This window comes from Streptomyces atratus (assembly GCF_014648655.1).
GTDB lineage: Bacteria > Actinomycetota > Actinomycetes > Streptomycetales > Streptomycetaceae > Streptomyces > Streptomyces atratus.
This window is the reverse complement of the sequence record NZ_BMRN01000002.1, coordinates 160,856-179,590: the sequence shown is the minus strand read 5'-3', so window position 1 is coordinate 179,590 and position 18,735 is coordinate 160,856. Positions and strand designations below refer to the sequence as shown.

The 18,735-nt window shown below is 70.6% G+C and carries 15 protein-coding genes; 7 read left to right on the top strand and 8 right to left on the bottom strand.

Annotated elements, in window-relative coordinates; all coding sequences use genetic code 11:
• Positions 1-41 precede the first annotated feature (41 nt).
• Positions 42-860 (top strand): immunity 49 family protein, encoded by an 819-nt coding sequence (locus tag IEZ15_RS03820; RefSeq protein WP_229845729.1) that lies wholly within the window; start codon positions 42-44, stop codon positions 858-860.
• Positions 861-1,202: 342 nt separating this feature from the next.
• On the opposite strand, the gene IEZ15_RS03815 is transcribed toward IEZ15_RS03820, so the two are convergent.
• Genes IEZ15_RS03815 through IEZ15_RS03805 form a run of 3 tightly spaced genes read right to left on the bottom strand, consistent with a single transcriptional unit; the run spans position 1,203 to position 4,361 of the window.
• Entirely contained in the window at positions 1,203-2,030 is an 828-nt protein-coding gene (locus IEZ15_RS03815) for a sugar phosphate isomerase/epimerase family protein (RefSeq protein WP_189274242.1), read from the bottom strand.
• Entirely contained in the window at positions 2,027-3,172 is a 1,146-nt protein-coding gene (locus tag IEZ15_RS03810) for a dihydrodipicolinate synthase family protein (RefSeq protein WP_189274240.1), read from the bottom strand. The genes IEZ15_RS03815 and IEZ15_RS03810 overlap by 4 nt, the downstream gene beginning before the upstream one ends.
• A gap of 37 nt (positions 3,173-3,209) precedes the next feature.
• Positions 3,210-4,361, bottom strand: a complete 1,152-nt coding sequence (locus IEZ15_RS03805) for a Gfo/Idh/MocA family protein (RefSeq protein ID WP_189274238.1) — start codon at positions 4,359-4,361, stop codon at positions 3,210-3,212.
• Between the two features lie 137 nt (positions 4,362-4,498).
• Here IEZ15_RS03805 and IEZ15_RS03800 point away from each other — a divergent pair, with 137 nt between their 5' ends.
• Together IEZ15_RS03800 and IEZ15_RS03795 are read left to right on the top strand one after the other, a co-directional pair.
• The gene (locus IEZ15_RS03800; RefSeq protein ID WP_189274236.1) at positions 4,499-5,566 is read left to right on the top strand and encodes a LacI family DNA-binding transcriptional regulator; all 1,068 of its coding nucleotides are present in this window, start codon (positions 4,499-4,501) and stop codon (positions 5,564-5,566) included.
• A gap of 112 nt (positions 5,567-5,678) precedes the next feature.
• Positions 5,679-6,467 (top strand): sugar phosphate isomerase/epimerase family protein, encoded by a 789-nt coding sequence (locus IEZ15_RS03795; RefSeq protein ID WP_189274234.1) that lies wholly within the window; start codon positions 5,679-5,681, stop codon positions 6,465-6,467.
• 10 nt (positions 6,468-6,477) lie between these two features.
• Here the strand turns inward: IEZ15_RS03795 and IEZ15_RS03790 are convergent, their stop codons facing one another.
• A complete protein-coding gene (locus IEZ15_RS03790; RefSeq protein ID WP_189274232.1) occupies positions 6,478-7,443 on the bottom strand; it encodes an EamA family transporter in 966 nt (321 codons plus the stop codon).
• Between the two features lie 106 nt (positions 7,444-7,549).
• On the opposite strand from IEZ15_RS03790, the gene IEZ15_RS03785 reads away from it, so the two are divergent.
• Together IEZ15_RS03785 and IEZ15_RS03780 are read left to right on the top strand one after the other, a co-directional pair.
• Positions 7,550-8,458, top strand: a complete 909-nt coding sequence (locus tag IEZ15_RS03785; RefSeq protein WP_114244610.1) for a LysR family transcriptional regulator — start codon at positions 7,550-7,552, stop codon at positions 8,456-8,458.
• A 202-nt stretch (positions 8,459-8,660) separates the two neighbouring features.
• Positions 8,661-10,526 (top strand): glycoside hydrolase family 3 protein, encoded by a 1,866-nt coding sequence (locus IEZ15_RS03780; RefSeq protein ID WP_189274230.1) that lies wholly within the window; start codon positions 8,661-8,663, stop codon positions 10,524-10,526.
• A 76-nt stretch (positions 10,527-10,602) separates the two neighbouring features.
• Here the strand turns inward: IEZ15_RS03780 and IEZ15_RS03775 are convergent, their stop codons facing one another.
• The gene (locus IEZ15_RS03775; protein WP_189274228.1) at positions 10,603-12,072 is read right to left on the bottom strand and encodes a S28 family serine protease; all 1,470 of its coding nucleotides are present in this window, start codon (positions 12,070-12,072) and stop codon (positions 10,603-10,605) included.
• A 99-nt stretch (positions 12,073-12,171) separates the two neighbouring features.
• Positions 12,172-12,606, bottom strand: coding sequence for a hypothetical protein (locus tag IEZ15_RS03770; RefSeq protein ID WP_373302487.1), 435 nt, complete (start codon positions 12,604-12,606; stop codon positions 12,172-12,174).
• A gap of 175 nt (positions 12,607-12,781) precedes the next feature.
• Between IEZ15_RS03770 and IEZ15_RS03765 the strand changes: the two genes are divergently transcribed.
• Positions 12,782-13,279 carry a hypothetical protein gene (locus IEZ15_RS03765; RefSeq protein WP_189274226.1) on the top strand — a complete coding sequence of 166 codons (498 nt, stop codon included), beginning with the start codon at positions 12,782-12,784 and terminating at the stop codon, positions 13,277-13,279.
• A 21-nt stretch (positions 13,280-13,300) separates the two neighbouring features.
• Here IEZ15_RS03765 and IEZ15_RS03760 read toward each other — a convergent pair whose 3' ends face one another.
• The gene (locus IEZ15_RS03760; RefSeq protein ID WP_189274225.1) at positions 13,301-17,056 is read right to left on the bottom strand and encodes an ABC transporter ATP-binding protein; all 3,756 of its coding nucleotides are present in this window, start codon (positions 17,054-17,056) and stop codon (positions 13,301-13,303) included.
• Positions 17,057-17,201: 145 nt separating this feature from the next.
• Complete coding sequence (locus IEZ15_RS03755) at positions 17,202-18,167, bottom strand: serine hydrolase (RefSeq protein WP_189274223.1); 966 nt, start codon at positions 18,165-18,167, stop codon at positions 17,202-17,204.
• A gap of 165 nt (positions 18,168-18,332) precedes the next feature.
• On the opposite strand from IEZ15_RS03755, the gene IEZ15_RS03750 reads away from it, so the two are divergent.
• The gene (locus tag IEZ15_RS03750; protein ID WP_189274221.1) at positions 18,333-18,707 is read left to right on the top strand and encodes a hypothetical protein; all 375 of its coding nucleotides are present in this window, start codon (positions 18,333-18,335) and stop codon (positions 18,705-18,707) included.
• The last annotated feature ends 28 nt before the right edge of the window (positions 18,708-18,735 follow it).

Here is an 18,735-nt window from a genome sequence, read left to right as displayed (position 1 = left end):
TGGTTACGAGCGTGTCCCGCCAGAGCTATCCAGTGGCTGAGATGGAGGCAGTCGTCCCCGTCATGGAGAAGTCCCTGGCAAATTCGCTGCAGACCATCGGGACCTCACATCGCGCCAGGAGCGGGGCGCTGACCACGTCGCTGAACGTGGCGCGCATCCGCTGCGTCGGGGACCCGGATGCGGTGATGCTGGAGACCTGGGAATCCTGGCTGCTGACCATGCAGGTGCACTCGGCGGTCTTCGCCGCCACGTTCACCAATCAGGAGACGGTGACCTGCAAGATCCGCCAGGAGGAGCGGCAACTCGCCACCACCGGCCCGCAGCTCTACCTCAACGCGGGGACCTGGCTCAACGCCTTCTTCCTGGCGCTGATCTGCCGGGAGACGGGCCGCCTCGACATGCTGGCGCAGGTGCCGGCGTCGTTGCTGCGTGACTGTGGCGGAGTGCTTGACGAGTACGTCTACGCCTGGGTGGAAACCCTCCGGAGCTTCTGGCTGCGGCGTGACGACGTCAGCCAGCACCTGGTGCGGGCCGTGGACCTGAGCGCTCCCGAGGTCACCCACGTTCTCGATGCCGAGACCATGGGCAAGCTGGAGTACCCGCCGATCATGATGTTCTACCGCTACTTGCGCAAGGACGCAGCAGGCTTCAACGAGGCCCTGAACGACGCTCTTCGCTGGCACAAGGAGTACTGGACGGCCGACGAGGACCGCACCCAGAACATCGAAGGGGTCGTGGCCATCGCCCCGTTGGCGGTGGCGTGCCTGGCGAAGGCCAACGGCATTCCGATCGAGGTCGAGTCCGGCTATCTGCCGAGCGCCCTGCTGGACTTCGCCTGGCGCGGCGAGTTCGACGCGTAGCGGTCGAGGTCGAGTCCGAGTACCTGCCCGTGGCTCTCGTGAAGCGCAACTGGGTGGGCGAGTTCGATACCTGAGCCTCGCCCTCAGCCGGCGCGGAACGTCTCCCTCGCCTGCGGCTCAGCGCGGAGACCCCAGCGGAGAACATGACCGACGCATCTGCGCCCAGGAGACGAAACGGGGTCCGGTCAGAAGACCGGACCCCCCTCGCTCTCCCCCTCCGTCAGGGCTTCCCGATCCCCCCGGATCCCTCCCCGGAAGCGCCCGACGCCAGATACGACCCGGCAAGGTGCCGAACGGTTGCACGTCTTGGTGATCTCTTTACCCTGGCGGCAAAATGCCTTCTCAGCAGGCGTGTTCGGCGTACCGGGACGCGACCTCCGCGAGGACTTCGGCGCCGTCGCGGGCCCAGAGGGCCTCGTTGAAGATCTCCACCTCGATGGGGCCGTCGAAGCCGGTGGCCTCGACCAGCGTGCGGAACGCGCGGAAGTCCACGGACCCGTCGCCCAGTTGGCCCCGGCCGAGCAGGACGCCCGCCGGGAGCGGGGTGATCCAGTCCGCCAGCTGGAAGGAGTGGATACGGCCGCCCGCGCCCGCCCGGGCGATCTGTGCGGCCGCCTGGTCGTCCCACCAGATGTGGTACGTGTCGACGACCACCCCGACCTGCTCGGCGGGGAAGCGTTCCGCGATGTCCAGGGCCTGGGAGAGCGTGGAGACGACGCAGCGGTCCGAGGCGAACATCGGGTGCAGCGGTTCGATCGCCAGACGTACGCCTCGCTCGGCCGCGTACGGTGCGAGTTCGCCCAGGGCGTCCGCGATCCGCTCACGCGCGCCGTGCAGGTCCTTGCTGCCGGCCGGGAGGCCGCCGGAGACGAGGACCAGGGTGTCGGTGGACAGGGCCGCCGCCTCGTCGACGGCGGCGCGGTTGTCGTCCAGGGCGCGGGCCCGTTCCGCCGGGTCGATGGCGGTGAAGAAGCCGCCCCGGCAGAGGCTGGTGACCGAGAGGCCGGAATCGGCGAGCAGTCGGGCGGTGCGCTCGATGCCGTACGCCTGCACGGGGGCCCGCCACAGGCCGACCTTGTCGATGCCCGCCTTGGCGCAGCCCTCGGCCAGCTCGGGCAGCGACCACTGCTTGATGGTCTCCTGGTTGATGGAGAGACGGCCGTCGCTCATCGTGTGCCTCCGTTGACCGCGAGCAGGGCCCGCATCCGGGACTCGGCCAGCTCCGGGTCGGGGAACAGGCCCAGCCGGTCGGCGAGTTCGTACGCCTTCGCCAGATGCGGCAACGAGCGGGCGGACTGGAGGCCGCCGACCATCGTGAAGTGGTCCTGGTGGCCGGCCAGCCAGGCGAGGAAGACCACGCCCGTCTTGTAGAACCGGGTGGGCGCCTGGAAGAGGTGGCGGGACAGCTCGACCGTGGGGTCGAGGAGGTCCCGGAAGCCCTGGACGTCCCCGGTGTCCAGGACCCGGACCGCGTGTGCGGCCAGCGGGCCCAGCGGGTCGAAGATGCCGAGCAGCGCGTGGCTGAAGCCGCGGTCGTCGCCCGCGATCAGCTCGGGATAGTTGAAGTCGTCGCCCGTGTAGCAGCGGACCCCGCCGGGCAGACGGCGGCGGACGTCGATCTCGCGCTCGGCGTCCAGGAGCGAGATCTTGATGCCGTCGACCTTGTCCGGGTGCTCGGCGATCACCTTCAGGAAGGTGTCGGTGGCGGCGTCGAGGTCCGAGGAGCCCCAGTACCCTTCCAGCGCCGGGTCGAACATCGGGCCGAGCCAGTGCAGGACGACCGGTTCGGAGGCCTGGCGCAGGAGGTGTGCGTACGTCTCCAGGTAGTCCTCGGGCCCCTTCGCCGCGGCGGCGAGCGCGCGGGAGGCCATCAGGATGGCCTGGGCGCCGCTCTCCTCGACGAGGGTGAGCTGCTCCTCGTACGCGGACCGCACCTCGGCGAGCGAGGCGGGTCCGGCGGGAAGCTGGTCGGTGCCGACGCCGCAGGCGATGCGGCCGCCGACCGCCTTCGCCTCGGCGGCGGAACGGCGGATCAGTTCGGCCGCGCCGGCCCAGTCCAGACCCATGCCGCGCTGGGCGGTGTCCATGGCTTCGGCGACGCCGAGACCGTGCGACCAGAGGTGACGGCGGAAAGCGAGGGTGGCGTCCCAGTCGACGGCGGCCGGTGAGTCGGGGCTGATGTCGGCGTACGGGTCGGCGACGACATGGGCGGCGGAGAAGACCGTACGGGAGGCGAGGGGAGCATCGCCGGGGGCGAGGTCGAGCGGGGTGGTGCGGGGTTCGTAGGGGCCCTGCGGAAGGTGGATGGTCATGGGATCAGCTCCGATGCGCCGGGCAGGAGGGGGATCGTCACAGCGTCAGCTCCGGTACGTCGAAGCGGCGGCCCTCGGCGGAGGACTTCAGGCCCAGCTCGGCGAGCTGGACGCCGCGGGCGCCGGCCATCAGGTCCCAGGTGTACGGCTCGTCGAGCACGATGTGGCGCAGGAAGAGCTCCCACTGGGCCTTGAAGCCGTTGTCGAAGACGGCGTTGTCGGGGACGTCCTGCCACTGGTCGCGGAACGACTCGGTGACCGGGAGGTCCGGGTTCCAGACCGGCTTGGGGGTGGCCGAGCGGTGCTGGACACGGCAGTTGCGGAGTCCGGCGACGGCGGAGCCGTGGGTTCCGTCGACCTGGAACTCGACGAGCTCGTCGCGGTTGACGCGGACCGTCCAGGAGGAGTTGATCTGTGCGACAGCTCCGCTCTCCAGCTGGAAGATGCCGTACGCGGCGTCGTCGGCGGTGGCGGCGTACGGCTTCCCCTGCTCGTCCCAGCGCTGCGGGATGTGCGTCTGGACGTGCGCCTGGACGGTGGAGACCCGGCCGAACAACTCGTGGAGCACGTACTCCCAGTGCGGGAACATGTCGACGACGATGCCGCCGCCGTCCTCGGCACGGTAGTTCCAGGACGGGCGCTGGGCCTCCTGCCAGTCGCCCTCGAAGACCCAGTAGCCGAACTCGCCGCGTACGGAGAGGATCTCGCCGAAGAAGCCGCCGTCGATGAGTCGCTTCAGCTTCAGCAGGCCCGGCAGGAAGATCTTGTCCTGGACGACGCCGTGCTTGATCCCGGCGTCACGGGCCAGGCGGGCCAGCTCCAGGGCGCCCTCGACGTCCGTGGCGGTGGGCTTCTCGGTGTAGATGTGCTTGCCCGCGGCGATCGCCTTCTTGATCGCCTCGACGCGGGCCGAGGTGACCTGGGCGTCGAAGTAGATGTCGATGCTGTCGTCCGCGAGGACCGCGTCGAGGTCGGTCGACCACTCGGTCAGACCGTGCTGCGCGGCGAGCTCCTCCAGCGCATGGGCGCGGCGGCCGACCAGAACGGGCTCGGGCCACAGCACGTCGCCGTCGCCGAGATCGAGGCCGCCCTGCTCGCGGATCGCGAGGATCGAGCGCACCAGGTGCTGCCGGTATCCCATGCGACCCGTGACGCCGTTCATGGCGATGCGCACTGTCCTGCGTGTCACGAAAGTTCCTCCATACACCCGTAGCAAGCGCTTTCTATCGATGATGACGCTAGCCTGCCGACAGCGGCCCGGACAAGAGGGGGCACGCGGTCGGTCATACTCCACTCCCACTCCTCGTCACTCCTCGGAGGCAAGCGATGACAGTCACCCTGGCGGATGTAGCGGCCCGCGCCCGGGTGTCCCCGGCCACCGTCTCCCGCGTGCTGAACGGCAACTACCCGGTGGCCGCATCCACCCGGGAGCGGGTCCTGCGCGCGGTGGACGACCTGGACTATGTGCTCAACGGGCCCGCGAGTGCACTCGCGGCGGCCACTTCCGACCTGGTCGGCATCCTGGTCAACGACATCGCCGACCCGTTCTTCGGGATCATGGCGGGGGCGGCGCAGACCGAGATCGGCGGACCCGGGGACGGTTCGGGCCGGGCGGGCGGCGAGAAGCTCGCCATCGTCTGCAACACCGGCGGCTCCCCCGAGCGCGAACTCACCTATCTCACCCTGCTCCAGCGCCAGCGCGCCGCGGCCGTCGTCCTGACCGGAGGCGCCGTGGAGGACCCTGCGCACCAGGCAGCGATGTCCGCCAAGCTGGCGAAACTCGCGGACGCGGGCACCCGGGTGGTGCTGTGCGGGCGGCCCCCGCTGCCGGACAGCGAGGCGGTCGTGGCCGCACTGGCCTTCGACAACCGGGGCGGGGGGCGTCGCCTCACCGAACATCTGCTGTCACTCGGCCACCGACGGATCGGCTATGTCGCGGGCCCGTTGGAGCGGACGACGACCCGGCACCGTCTTGAGGGTCACCGCGACGCGATGAGAGCGGCGGGCCTCGCGGGTGACGAGGAGCGCCTCACCGTCCACGGCCCCTACGACCGCCGCTCCGGCTACGACGCCACCCACGAACTCCTGCGCCGCGAACCGGAGGTTACGGCTGTCGTCGCCGCCAACGACACCGTGGCGCTGGGCGCAAGTGCGGCGATCCGGGACCGCGGCCTGCGCATCCCCGAGGACATCTCGGTGGCGGGCTTCGACGATCTGCCGTTCTCGGTGGACGCGGTACCGGCACTGACGACCGTACGACTGCCGCTCTTCGAGGCGGGCGCGCGGGCGGGCCGGCTGGCGATGGGCAAGGAGAAGCCGCCGCCGGGCGGCATCGCGACGATCGCGGCGGAGCTGATGGTGCGGGGGTCGACGGCGCCGCCGCGGGTGGGCTGAGGTTGTACCCGCGGCCCGGGGGTACCGGTATGCACGCCCCGGGCCGATGATGTGCCGGCCGCTGTCCGACGTGTACGGCGCGGTGGCACGTACCGATGGAAGGAACACGCACGTGAAGCTCGCTTTCTCGACCCTCGGAGTGCCGGGGATGCCGATGACCGATGTCGTCCGGCTCGCCGCAGAGCACGGGTATCAGGGGGTGGAGCTGCGCGCCCACCCCGAGGAACCGGTGCACCCGGGCATCTCGGCGCTCGAACGGGCCGATGTCGTCGAGGAGTTCAAGAAGGGCGGCGTCGAGATCCTGACCGTCGCCGGGTATGTCCGGGTCGCGGCCGAGGGGGACGACCGGGCCGCGCTGGACGAGCTCGCCGGGCTGGTGGAGCTGGCGCACGACCTGGGTGCGAAGAACGTCCGGGTCTTCCCGGGCGGCGGTGACCAGGACCCCGCCGTGGCCGATGCGACCGCCGCCCGCCGGCTGGCCGCCGCCGCTCCGCACGCCGCCGGCCTGGGCGTACGCATCCTGCTCGAAACCCATGACTCGCACCGGGCGGGCGCCGATGTGGCCCGGGTCGTCGGGACGGTCGGGCACGGGCAGATCGGTGCGCTCTGGGACATCATGCACACCTGGCTGGCGGGCGAGGAACCTGCCGCGAGCCATGCGGTGCTGGCCCCGCACCTGGGTTACGTGCAGGTGAAGGACATCGCATCGGCCGAGGACACCGAGCCGTTGGCGCTGGGTGCCGGGGTGCTGCCGCTGGGGGCCTGTCTGGACACGCTGGACCCGGACGGCTGGGTCTGCTGGGAGTACGAGAAGCGGTGGCACCCGGGGGCGGCGGAGCTGCCGGGGCTGTTGAGCGCGGGGCGGGAGCATCTGCTGCAGCTGGGGGCGCCCAAGTCGTAGGCGGCTGCGGTCAGGTCCGTGCCGGCCGCGGTTCCGGTTCCGGTTCCGGTGTCACAGGCTCCGTAGGTCCCGCAGGCCCACCGGGCTCGGGAGCCCGGTCCGACGCCGCCCGGCCGGTCCGCCGCGCCCCCGCCAGCGAGGTGAGGGCCACCCCGCCGACCAGCAGCGCCGCCGCGCACCACCGCAGCGGGCTCACCGACTCGCCCAGCAGCAGCGCGGCCGACGACATCCCGAAGACCGGCACGAGCAGGGTGAACGGGGCCACCGACGAGGCCGGGTGATGGCGCAGCAGGAAGCCCCAGGCCCCGAAGCCGAAGACGGTGGTGATCCAGGCGACGTAGACGATGATCCCGACACCGCTCCAGTCGAGCGCGGCCAGCGCATCGGCATCGCGGTCCCAGCCCTCCAGGAGGAGGGAGAGGCCCAGCAGCGGGAGCACGGGCACGGTCGAGACCCAGACCATGAAGTTGAGGGAGTCGGGCGGCGCGGCCTTGCGGGTCAGTACGTTGGACACACCCCAGCAGGCCGCCGCCGCGATCACCAGGACGAAGGCGAGTACGGGTCCGCTCGCGCCCTCGTCGACCGCGGCCACCCCGATGCCCACGAGGGCCACCCCCATTCCCAACACCCGGACCTTTCCCGGCCGTTCACCCAGTGCGAGCGCCGCGAAGAGGGCGGTGAAGACCGCCTGGACCTGGAGCACGAGGGAGGAGAGGCCGGCGGGCATTCCACGGTCCATGCCGATGAAGAGCAGCCCGAACTTCGCCACTCCGAGGACGAGCCCGACACCCACGATCCACTTCCACGCGACCTTGGGCCGGCCGACGAAGAAGACCGCGGGCAGCGCGGCGACCAGGAAGCGCAGGGCGGAGAAGAGCAGCGGGGGGAAGTGCCCGAGGCCGACCTCTATGACGACGAAATTGACACCCCAGACGGCGGCCACCAGGGCGGCCAGGGCGATGTGGAGGGGACGCATGCACCGAGGATCACCCGCACCGACCATGTAGCACCAGCGCCGATTTCTTCATGGTGGAATTGAGCGTTGCTAATGAATCGCGAGGGCCCGCATCCAGGAGGTTCCGGTGCTCGATCTGTCCCGGCTGCGCGCACTGCACGCCATCTCCGTCCATGGCTCCGTCGCGGGCGCCGCCGCCGCGCTCGGCTACACCCCGTCGGCGGTCTCGCAGCAGATCACCAAGCTGGAGCGGGAGACCCGTACGACCCTCCTCGAACGCCGCGGGCGCGGTGTCGCACTGACCGAGGATGCGCTCCATCTGGCCGAGACGGCACAGCAGTTGATGGCGATCGTGGAGCGCGCGGAAACGACGCTGGAGGAGCGCAGGGGGCTGCCCACGGGGCTGCTGTCGATCGGCGCGTTCGCGTCCGCGGCGCGCGGGCTGCTGCCCGGCGTACTGGCCGGGCTGGGCCGGGACCATCCGGTCCTGGATATCCGGTTGACCGAGGTCGATCCGCATCTCTCGGTCGACCTGGTGGCCAAGGGTGTGATCGATCTGGCGGTCGCGCACGACTGGGACATCGCCCCGCTGCCCGCCCCGGAGGGGGTGGCGCAGGCGGTGATCGGTGAGGACCGGTGCGATCTGCTGGTGCCCGAGGGCCATCGGCTCGCCGGGCGGGACGCGGTGCGGCGCGAGGAGCTGGCGAAGGAGCGGTGGATCTGCCAGCCGCCGGGGACGGTCTGCCACGACTGGCTCGTACGGACGCTGCGCGCGGCGGGTTACGAGCCCGACATCCGGCACCAGGCGGAGGAGAACCACACCCAACTGGCCCTGCTCGCCGCCGGTCTCGGGGTCGCGGTGATCCCGCGACTGGGGCGGGGGCCGCTGCCGGCGGGGGTGGTGGCGGTGCCGCTCGATCCCGTACCGGTGCGTCGGCTGTATGCGCTGTGGCGTACGGAGGCGGCCCGGCGGCCCGCGATCACGGCGGCGGTGTCGGCACTCCAGGCGCACGGGCCCGCGGCGGGGCTGAGGTAGGGGTCCCAGCAGGCGTCCCGGCAGGCGTCCCGGCCCGCGCCCCGATCACCGGACCTGCCCGGGTTCGCCCGCACCTCCCCGATCACCGGACGGGCTCAAAACGGTCCGAGCCCTTGACCGGAAGTTATTTTCTGGATATCCGTGCTCCTTGGAAGTTTCTTTCACCACCCCCTCGTCCCCGAGTACGGCCGAAGGAGCTCACGTGCACCACCGCCCCTCCAGACGCACCCTCCTCACCGCAACCGCCGCGACCGCCGCAGCCGCCGTCACGGGCGGGGTCGTCGCCCCCGGCGCCGTCGCCGCCCAGAGGTCCGCGAGCAGCGGGCCGAGCGGCGGGCACCACACCTCAGCCGCCACCACCGAGCGCCTCAAGCGGCTCATCTCCCGGATGACCCTGGAGGAGAAGGTCGGGCAGCTCTTCGTGATGCGGGTGTACGGGCACTCCGCCACCGAGCCCGACCAGGCCGACATCGACGCCAACATGGCGGAGATCGGGGTACGTACCGCCGCCGAGATGATCGCCAAGTACCACGTCGGCGGGATCATCTACTTCGCCTGGGCGCACAACACCCGCGACCCGCACCAGATCGCAGACCTCTCCAACGGCATCCAGCGCGCCGGTCTCGCCGGCCCCACCCCTCTGCCGCTCCTCGTCTCCACCGACCAGGAGCACGGCATCGTCTGCCGCGTCGGCGAGCCCGCCACCCTGATGCCGGGCGCGATGGCGCTGGGCGCCGGCGGTTCGCGCTCCGACGCCCGCCGGGCCGGGCAGATCGCGGGCGCCGAACTGGCCGCGATCGGCATCAACCAGAACTACGCCCCGGACGCCGACGTCAACGTCAACCCGGCCAACCCGGTGATCGGCGTACGTTCCTTCGGCTCCGACCCGCAGTCCGTGGCCGGGATGGTCGCCGCCCAGGTGAAGGGGTATCAGAGCAGCGGCATCGCGTCGACCGCCAAGCACTTCCCGGGCCACGGCGACACCAACACGGACAGCCACACCGGTCTGCCCGTCATCCGCCACACCCGGGAGCAGTGGGCGCAGCTGGACGCGCCGCCGTTCCGGGCCGCGATCGCCGCGGGCATCGACTCGATCATGACCGCGCACATCGTGGTCCCGGCGCTGGACCCGGCCGAGGACCCGGCGACGCTGTCCCGCCCGATCCTCACCGGCATCCTGCGCGAGGAGCTCGGCTACGACGGCGTCGTGGTCACCGACTCGCTCGGCATGGAGGGCGTACGGACGAAGTACGGCGACGAGCGCGTGCCGGTCCTCGCGCTTCAGGCGGGCGTCGACCAGCTGCTCAACCCGCCGAACCTTGCCGTCTCCTGGAACGCCGTCCTGGAGGCCGTGAAGAGCGGTGAGATCAGCGAGGCCAGGATCGAGGAATCGATCCTGCGCATCCTGCGGCTGAAGACGAAGCTCGGGCTGTTCGACGACCCGTTCGTCAGCCACAAGGGAGTGGACCGCACCGTCGGGACGCGGGCCCATCTCGCCGCCGCCGACCGGATCGCCGAGCGCACCACCACCCTGCTCGCCAACGACGGCGCGGTGCTGCCGCTCTCCCGTCGCTCCCACAAGAACCTCCTCGTGGTCGGCGCCGACCCGGCCTCCCCGTCCGGCACCACCGGCCCGCCGACCACCACCCTGGCCACCGCCTTCGTGGAACTGGGTTACGCGGCAACCGCGTTGTCCACCGGCACCGCCCCCACCAAGGCGAAGATCGACGCGGCGGTGGCGGCCGCACGGGGCAAGGACGCGGTGATCGTGGGGACGTACAACGTCTCGGCGACCAGCTCGCAGCGCACCCTGGTGAGCGCGCTGGCGGCAACCGGCATCCCGGTCATCACGGTCGCGATCCGCAATCCGTACGACATCGCCCAGCTGGCCGGGACCGGGTTCGCGGCGAACCTGGCCACGTATTCCTGGACCGATGTCGAACTGCGGGCCGCCGCCCGGGTGATCGCGGGCCGCGCCGAACCGGAGGGCACCCTGCCGGTGCCGGTGCAGCGCGCGGACGATCCGGCGCAGGTACTGCACCCGGTCGGTTACGGGCTGACGTACTAGACCCCCGGGAACCGGGAAGGGGCTGTGCGTGTGCACAGCCCCTTCCCTGACGCGAGGACCGCTTCACAAGGACCTTTTACGGCCGCAGCCCGCGCTCGTTCGTCACGTCCCGCTTGTCGAGCCGTTCGTCGAACTTCGCGAGCGGCTTCGCCTTCGCCGGGTCCTCCTGCACGGCGGCCGGGGCGACGCCCGCCCAGCGCAGGATGGCCGCGGTGGCCTTCGCCTTGTCGTCGTCGGCGAGCCCGGCCACGTTGGAGCCGTGGTTGCCGCCGGCCACGGTCATGACATAGCTGTCACGGGCGCCCGCCCCGAGCCGGAAGCGCTCCGCACCCCAGGGATCGTTCTCTCCGTACACGTACAGCATGTGGTTGGCGTGGTGCTTCACCCAGTTGTCGACGTCACGCATCACCGACGGCTGGAACTTCATCGGGATGGAGCGCGGCACGAAGGTGCGCGGCGGCTGGTATCCGTACCGGCTCAGCTTGCCGAGCCACGGCTGCTCGATGTCCGGCGAACCGAGCTGGGTGCCCGCCTGGTAGTAGTACGGGGTGTACCGCTCCAGGCCCTGGTCGGCGTAGGCGGAGAAGCCGGAGATCGAGTCGATCGAGTCCCAGATCGCCTGGTCGGGGGCGGTCTTGGCGTCGGCCGGGATGGTGTCGCAGTCGGACAGCAGGCTGTACTGCCAGAACGCCCAGACATAGTCCATGACGACGGCCTCGTACGCCCGGTCGAGCGAGCCGACGGTGTTGAAGGTGTAGCCGTTCTCGGCGGCGTACTCCTCGTACTTCTTCTCCAGCGGCTCGCGGCGGATCAGCGCCTCGCGCTGCACCCCGTTCAGCTTGTCGCGGCACTCCTTGGTGCCGACGTGTCCGAAGAACCGGTCGTAGGCCGAGTCCTCCTTGTTGACCACGTCGTTGGGCGCGACGTAGGCGACGACGCCGTCCATGTCCTCGGGGTAGAAGCGCTCGAAGTACGTGGCGGTCATGCCGCCCTTGGAGCCGCCGGTGGTCAGCCAGTTCTTGGTGTAGATCTGCTTCAGCGCGGTGAAGACGCGGTGCTGGTCGCTGGCGGCCTGCCAGATGTCGAGCTTGGACCAGTCGGCGGGCGCCGGGCGGGACGGGGTGAAGAACCGGTACTCCAGGGAGACCTGGTTGCCGTCGATGATCCGGGTCGGCTCGGAGCGGCTGGGGTTTGTGGAGACGTTGTAGCCGCTGGTGTAGAACACCGTCGGGCGGGACGTGTCCTTGTGCAGCAGAGTGATCCGCTGCTGGAACGTGCCCTTGGACGGGTGCCGGTGATCGATCGGCTGGGTGTATTCGAGGACGAAGTAGCGGTAGCCCGCGTACGGCTTCTCCTCGATGAGACTCATTCCCGGGATGGCCAGGATGCGGTCCTTGATGTCCGTGCTCGTGCCGCTGTCACTGCCGGCCGTGCTCCGGAACGCGGTCGGTTCCGCGGCGGTGGCCGCCCCGGCCGAGGCACCTGTCGCACTCACTGTGCCGATAAGTATCGCGAGCGACAGGAACCCTCTGAGCGCCTTGCGCATGCACCCTCCCCTTGATTCACAACAGACGTCGTGAACCTAGCGGGGCAACACCTGTGCCGCCAGACCCTGGCGGCACGGAGTGACGACGAGCCGCCGCCGTCAGCAGAGAATCCAGTCCGTGGAGCCGGACTTCCCCGAGATCGTGGCCGAGGCCCGGACGCACCGGTTCAGCGCGTGGACCGTCACCGGGCCCGCCTGCTGGGTGTATCTGCCGCTGTCGCTGACGGGGCTGCCGCCACGCGCCTGGATACGCACGGACATCGTGCGGCGCGGACCCTGCTTCTTCGCGACCGCGACCGCGCAGGCGTAGGAGCGGCTCTTGTAGACGCGCAGCTCACCGGTCTTGAACTCGACCGTCTTCGCGGGGCGCCCGGCGCAGGCCGTTGCGGCGTCGGCGCTGTTCGCCGCACCGCCGCTGAGCACCAGACCGACGGCGGCCACCAGCGGCAGGGCGAACAGACGCACGAGCATCCGGCACCCCCGGCCGCTTCCGCCCCAGCCGGCCGCTCCGGCTTTTCCGGTCCCTCTGATCATCAGCAGCCTCATCATTCGATCGAACACTTACGCCCTTGCTCGGCACTTACACGTACTTGCGTACGACGCAGGAGGCCATCCGGAGGTTGCACCCGGCGCGCTCCGCCTCCGGAGCAACCGAATCGCCACAGCATGGCTCCAACAGGGCAGAGCCACACGAAAGGCAGGAACTGCCATGCTCCAACTCCGTAACTCACAGGGCCCCCGCGGCCGGCGCGCCACCGGCCGGACACTTCTCGCCACCGCTCTCCTCACCGTCGTCGCCGCGGTCCCGGCCGCCGCGGCTGCCCCGCAGGCCCCGGTGGCCGCGGCGCCGGTACGCAGCGACGCCGGCACTCCGGCGTTCCAGCAGGTCGCCCACTTCTACGCCGCCTATATCGATGCCGTCACGGCGGAGGGCGGCGGCAAGCTCGCCACCGCTCTGAGGACGTTCTATCTGACGCCCCACCTGCGCACCCAGCTGAAGACATGGGAGCAGCGCAACCACGCGGACGGTGTGCTCCGCGCCCAGAACACCCCGCTCGCCTTCCGGATCACCTCCGGCGACAGCGGTGCGGGCCACACCTGGTCGAAGGTGCGGCTCACCTGGAGCAACGGCAAGCACCCCACGTACTCGTATCTGACCGTGCGGTCGGACCTGCAGACCGGCAAGATCTCCGGCATCGGCAAGTGAACCGGTGGACGGGCCCGGCTCTCACACCCCTGCGGGCTCGTCCTCCCCTATGAAGGTGCGCCACAGCACGGCGTAGTGCCCTTCCCGGGCGAGGAGTTCGTCGTGCGTACCGTCCTCGACGACCCGGCCGTGGTCCATCACCACGACCCGGTCGGCGCGGGCGGCGGTCGTCAGCCGGTGGGCGACGACGAGGGTGGTGCGGCGGCCGGTGAGCCGGTCCGTCGCCTGGTTGACCAGGGCTTCGCTGGCCAGGTCGAGGGAGGCGGTCGCCTCGTCGAGCAGCAGGACGTCCGGGTCGACGAGTTCGGCGCGGGCGAGCGCGATCAGCTGGCGCTGGCCGGCCGAGAGGTTACGGCCCCGCTCGGCGACCTCGTGCAGATAGCCGCCGTCCAGGGTGGCGATCATGTCGTGGGCGCCGACCGACCGCGCCGCCGCCTCCACCTCGGCGTCGGTGGCCTCGGGCCGCCCGTACGCGATGGCGTCGCGGACCGTACCGGCGAAGAGGTAAGCCTCCTGCGGTACGACTCCGAGCCGGTGCCGGTACGCGGTGAGGTCGAGGCGGCGCAGATCGGTGCCGTCCGCCGTGACCCGGCCGCCCGTCGGGTCGTAGAACCGGGCGACGAGCTTGACGAGGGTGGACTTCCCGGCGCCGGTCTCGCCGACGAACGCGACCGTCTGACCGGCCGGGATCCGCAGGTCGACACCGATGAGGGCTTCCTCGGCGTCGTCGCCGGAGCCGTATGCGAAGGACACGTCCTCGAAGGCGATCTCGCCGCGCAGCGACAGCACGTCCAGCGGTTCGTCCGGGGCGTCGGTGGAGGTCGGCTCCCGCAGGAGTTCCTGGATACGGCCGAGGGAGACGGTGGCCTGCTGGTAACCGTCGAAGACCTGGGAGAGCTGCTGCACCGGGGCGAAGAACAAGTCGATGTAGAGGAGGTACGCGACCAGCGCACCGGTGGTGAGCGTGCCGTTGTCGACCCGGCCCGCGCCCACGATCAGTACGGCCGCCGCGGCCACCGACGACAAGAGCTGCACGAACGGGAAGTAGACCGAGATCAGCCACTGACCGCGGACCCTGGCCTCGCGGTAGTGGTCGCTGCGCCCCGCGAACCGGTCCGCGCCGTCGCGCTCGCGGCGGAACGCCTGCACGATCCGCAGCCCGGAGACGGACTCCTGGAGGTCGGCGTTGACGACGCTGATGCGTTCCCGGGCCAGCTCGTACGCCTTGACGCTCTTGCGGCGGAAGAAGAACGTACCGATGATCAGCGCCGGCAGCGTCGCGAAGACGACGAGGGCCAGCTGTACGTCGAGTACCAGCAGCGCGACCATGATGCCGAAGAAGGTGACGACGGAGACGAAGGCCGTGACCAGACCGGTCTGCAGGAACGTCGACAGCGCGTCCACGTCCGTCGTCATCCGGGTCATGATGCGGCCGGTCAGCTCGCGTTCGTAGTAGTCCAGGCCGAGCCGCTGGAGCTGCGCGAAGATCTTCAGCCGCAGCGAGTACAGCACCCGCTCGCCGGTGCGGCCCGTCATCCGGGTCTCGCCGATCTGGGCCGCCCACTGCACGAGCACGACCACCAGGGCCAGCGCGGACGCCGCCCAGACGGCGCCGAGTGCGAGCTGCGAGACACCCTGGTCGATGCCGTGCCGGATCAGTACGGGCAGCAGGAGTCCGGCGCCCGCGTCCACCGCCACCAGCGCCAGGCTCACCAGGAGCGGCAGCCCGAAGCCGCGCAGCAGCCTGCGCAGCCCGTACGACTCCTCGGCGCGGACGGCCCGCGCCTCGTCGATGTCGGGTGTGTCGGTGGCGGGCGGCAGGGCCTCGACCTGGGCGAGCAGCTCGGGCGTCGCGGGCATGCCGGCCGCACCGGTGTCGCGCGGCTCCTCCTTGCGGATCCACAGGTGGGGGCTGATGCCGCGCTCGGCGTCGAACTCGGCGTCCAGTTCTTCCTGGAGCGCCCGGTCGTCCTCGGGGGTCGTGTCGGCGGCGGTGGTCGGTCGCTGGTGTCCGGGCGAGGTGCCGCCCAGCTCGTCCGGGTCGGTGAGCAGTCGCCGGTAGAGCGCGGAGCGACGCTCCAGCTCCTCGTGCGTACCGATGTCGGCGAGCCTGCCGTGTTCCAGGACGGCGATCCGGTCGGCGAGGCCGAGGGTGGAGCGGCGGTGGGCGATCAGGAGGGTCGTCCGCCCTGCCATCACCTGCCGCAGCGCCTCGTGGATCTCGTGCTCGACGCGGGCGTCGACGGCGGAGGTGGCGTCGTCGAGGAGGAGCAGCCGGGGGTCGGTGAGGATGGCGCGGGCGAGCGCGACGCGCTGGCGCTGGCCGCCGGAGAGGGTGAGTCCGTGCTCGCCGACCTTGGTGTCATAGCCCTCGGGCAGGTCCGCGATGAACCGGTCGGCCTGGGCGGCGCGGGCCGCTTCCTCGATCTGTTCCTGGGTGGCGTCCGGGAATCCGTAGGCGATGTTGGCGCGGACGGTGTCGGAGAACAGGAAGCTGTCCTCCGGTACGAGGCCGATGGCGGCGCGCAGGGACTGCTGGGTCAGTTCGCGGACGTCGTGGCCGCCGACCAGGACGGCGCCGTGCGTCACGTCGTAGAAGCGGGGCAGCAGCAGCGAGACGGTGGACTTCCCGCTGCCGGAGGCGCCGACGACGGCGACGGTCTCACCGGGCTCGATGGTCAGCGAGAAGCCGTCGAGGACGGGGCGCTCCTCGTCGTAGCCGAACCGTACGTCGTCGAATTCGACGCTCGCGGGGGCGTCGGCCGGGAGCTCCTTGGTGCCGTCCTTCATGGTCGGCTCGGTGTCGATCAGTTCCAGTACGCGCTCGACGCCTGCCCGGGCCTGCTGTCCGACGGTGAGGACCATGGCGAGCATCCGGACCGGGCCGACGAGCTGGGCGAGGTAGCTGGAGAACGCGACGAACGTGCCGAGGGTGATCTCGCCCCGGGTGGCGAGCCAGCCGCCGAGGGCCAGCATCGCGACCTGGCCGAGCGCGGGGACGGCCTGGAGGGCGGGGGTGTAGCGGGAGTTCAGCCGGATCGTCCGCAGCCGTCCGGCGAAGAGCCTGCGCCCGACCTCGCGCAGCTTTCCGGTCTCCTGCTCCTCCTGCCCGAACCCCTTGACGACCCGGACCCCGGAGACGGCCCCGTCGACGACTCCGGCGACGGCGGCGGCCTGGCCCTGGGCGTACCAGGTGGCGGGGAAGAGACGGGAGCGGGAGCGGCGGGCGATGAACCAGAGGGCGGGGGCGACGGCGATCGCGACCAGGGTGAGCAGCGGTGAGAGCCACGCCATGATCACCAGGGAGATGATGAAGAGCAGCACGTTCCCGATGGTCATCGGGAGCATGAACAGGAGCCCCTGGATCAGCTGCAGGTCGCTGGTGGCACGCCCGACGACCTGTCCGGTGGACAGCTCGTCCTGACGCTTCCCGTCCAGGCGGGTGATCGTCCCGTAGATCTCGGTACGCAGATCGTGCTGTACGTCGAGGGCGAGCCGGCCGCCGTAGTAGCGGCGGATGTACGTGAATATGTACACCAGCACGGCGGCGACCACGAGGAGTCCGGTCCACACGGCCAGGGAACGCGTGTGGTCGCCGACGACGTCGTCGATGATCACCTTGGTGATCAGCGGGACGAGGGCCATCACCGCCATGCCGGCCAGCGACGAGCCGAGCGCCAGCAGCACATTGCGCCGGTAGCGCCATGCGTAGCCGCACAGCCGCCGAACCCAGCCCGGGGCCTGCGCCGCGTCCTCTGCGTCCCCTGCGTCCGTCACCGGTGCCTCCCGTTCGACCTGGTCTACCGGAAGGCACCAACGCGGTGGGCAGCGGATTTCATCCCGCTGTTACAAAAGACGGGTCCGTGGTCGTAGGCCGGTGCGACGTCCTGCCTACGACCTGCGTACGCCGTCCGCTGCCCGGCTACGACCGCGGCGTCGCGGTGAGCATCCGTACCGCCGGTGCCTCCGGTACCGCGGGCACCGCTTCCTGCGGGGCGGCGGGCGGGGCGATCGTCGTCAACGCGCCGGCGGCCGGGTTGAGGTCCTTGTGCACGGCGCGGGCGACGGCCTGAATGGTGTTGATGCCGTCGTTCATCGTCTTGTTGTCCTGGGTGAGCACGGTGATCGCGTAGTCGTGCCCCTTGCCCGTGAAGGCGCCGATGCTGTGCACCCGCCAGCCGTGGGTGGCGCGCGGCAGCCAGCCGTTCTTCACCTGGACGGTCACGCCGGACGGCGCACCGGCGGGCGTGCCCCAGCGCTGGGAAGAAACGACCTTGCGCATCAGGCCCAGTTCGTACGTCCGCGCGTTGTCGCTCAGCACGGAGTTCTTGGCGGTCAGCAGGGTCAGCAGCCGCTGCTCGTCCTGGGCGGTGATCTGGGTCAGCCCCCAGTAGCCACCGGAGCCGGGCACGGTGTGCGTCATCCCGGCGGCCTTCAGGAACGCCTTGACCTTGGTCACCCCGAGCTGCTTCCACAGGCTGGTGGTCGCGTTGTTGTCGGACTTGGTGATCATGGCGGTGGTGAGGTTGATCTCGCGCTGGGTGAGATAGCGGTTGTGCTTCTTGTTGTCCCAGAGCAGCGTCGCCAGCACGGTCGCCTTCACGACGCTGGCGGAGTCGTACTTCGTCGTCGCCCGCAAGGAGCACGTCGTCTTGGTGGTCCGGTCGTAGAGCGCGATGGCCGTCGTGGACTTCCGGCCCTTGAGTGCGGCGGTGATGTCCTTGGACAGCTTGGCGGCCAGCCCCGCCTTGCCGGACGTGCAGCTCACGGTCGGCGTCGCGGCGGCGGCGGGCGAGGCGCCGAGCGCCACGGGTGCGAGCACGCCTGCGGCGAGCGCGACGGACAGCGCGCCCTGCGCACGGCGGAATATACGAGGCTGTTCTTTCATGCGGTGTTTCCCCCTGAGTGGATCCGTACGGCGCGCCCCCGGCACACCCGTCAGTAATGACTCGCGACCGGCCAAAAAGTTGCGCGCCCCGAACTGTGCGGTTCCTCACCGGTTGCGCGGGTATCGATGCCCCTGTGCAGTCCGGCACGGTGACGAGGGGGAACCATGACGAGCGGTCAGCCGGCCCGGCACGCCGAGGCGTACCGCTGTGGCCGGCTCTACGCGGCGATCGCGGCCCTGCAGAGGCTCGCGCAGAACGAGCACCACCCATTGGGACGACCGGAGAGCGTGGCGAAGGCCGCCGCGCGGCCGGAGCCCGTTCTCAGAGACCCTCTGCGGGAGGTCGGCCACTACTTGGTACAGGCGCGGATACGCGGCCAGGGGGCGGCGGCCGACCCGGTCTTCCGGTCGATCCCCGACTTCCTGCCGCCGGCCAAGGACGTGCCCAGCAGCCTCGAGGGCGACGAGCGGCTGGAGTTTCGCCGGGGTCTGGAGGATCAAGCGGCGCTCATCGCGAAGGAACACCCGCCGAAGAAATGAGCCCACCCGCGTGTCCGGGGCGACCGGA

What these genes read in the sequence shown, in the direction of transcription:
- IEZ15_RS03750 (WP_189274221.1), top strand. Translation starts at nt 18,333, where the DNA reads ATGACGAGCGGTCAGCCGGCCCGGCACGCCGAGGCGTACCGCTGTGGC.
- IEZ15_RS03755 (WP_189274223.1), bottom strand. Translation starts at nt 18,167, where the DNA reads ATGAAAGAACAGCCTCGTATATTCCGCCGTGCGCAGGGCGCGCTGTCC.
- IEZ15_RS03820 (WP_229845729.1), top strand. Translation starts at nt 42, where the DNA reads ATGGAGGCAGTCGTCCCCGTCATGGAGAAGTCCCTGGCAAATTCGCTG.
- IEZ15_RS03790 (WP_189274232.1), bottom strand. Translation starts at nt 7,443, where the DNA reads ATGCGTCCCCTCCACATCGCCCTGGCCGCCCTGGTGGCCGCCGTCTGG.
- IEZ15_RS03765 (WP_189274226.1), top strand. Translation starts at nt 12,782, where the DNA reads ATGCTCCAACTCCGTAACTCACAGGGCCCCCGCGGCCGGCGCGCCACC.
- IEZ15_RS03815 (WP_189274242.1), bottom strand. Translation starts at nt 2,030, where the DNA reads ATGAGCGACGGCCGTCTCTCCATCAACCAGGAGACCATCAAGCAGTGG.
- IEZ15_RS03800 (WP_189274236.1), top strand. Translation starts at nt 4,499, where the DNA reads ATGACAGTCACCCTGGCGGATGTAGCGGCCCGCGCCCGGGTGTCCCCG.
- IEZ15_RS03775 (WP_189274228.1), bottom strand. Translation starts at nt 12,072, where the DNA reads ATGCGCAAGGCGCTCAGAGGGTTCCTGTCGCTCGCGATACTTATCGGC.
- IEZ15_RS03770 (WP_373302487.1), bottom strand. Translation starts at nt 12,606, where the DNA reads ATGATCAGAGGGACCGGAAAAGCCGGAGCGGCCGGCTGGGGCGGAAGC.
- IEZ15_RS03810 (WP_189274240.1), bottom strand. Translation starts at nt 3,172, where the DNA reads ATGACCATCCACCTTCCGCAGGGCCCCTACGAACCCCGCACCACCCCG.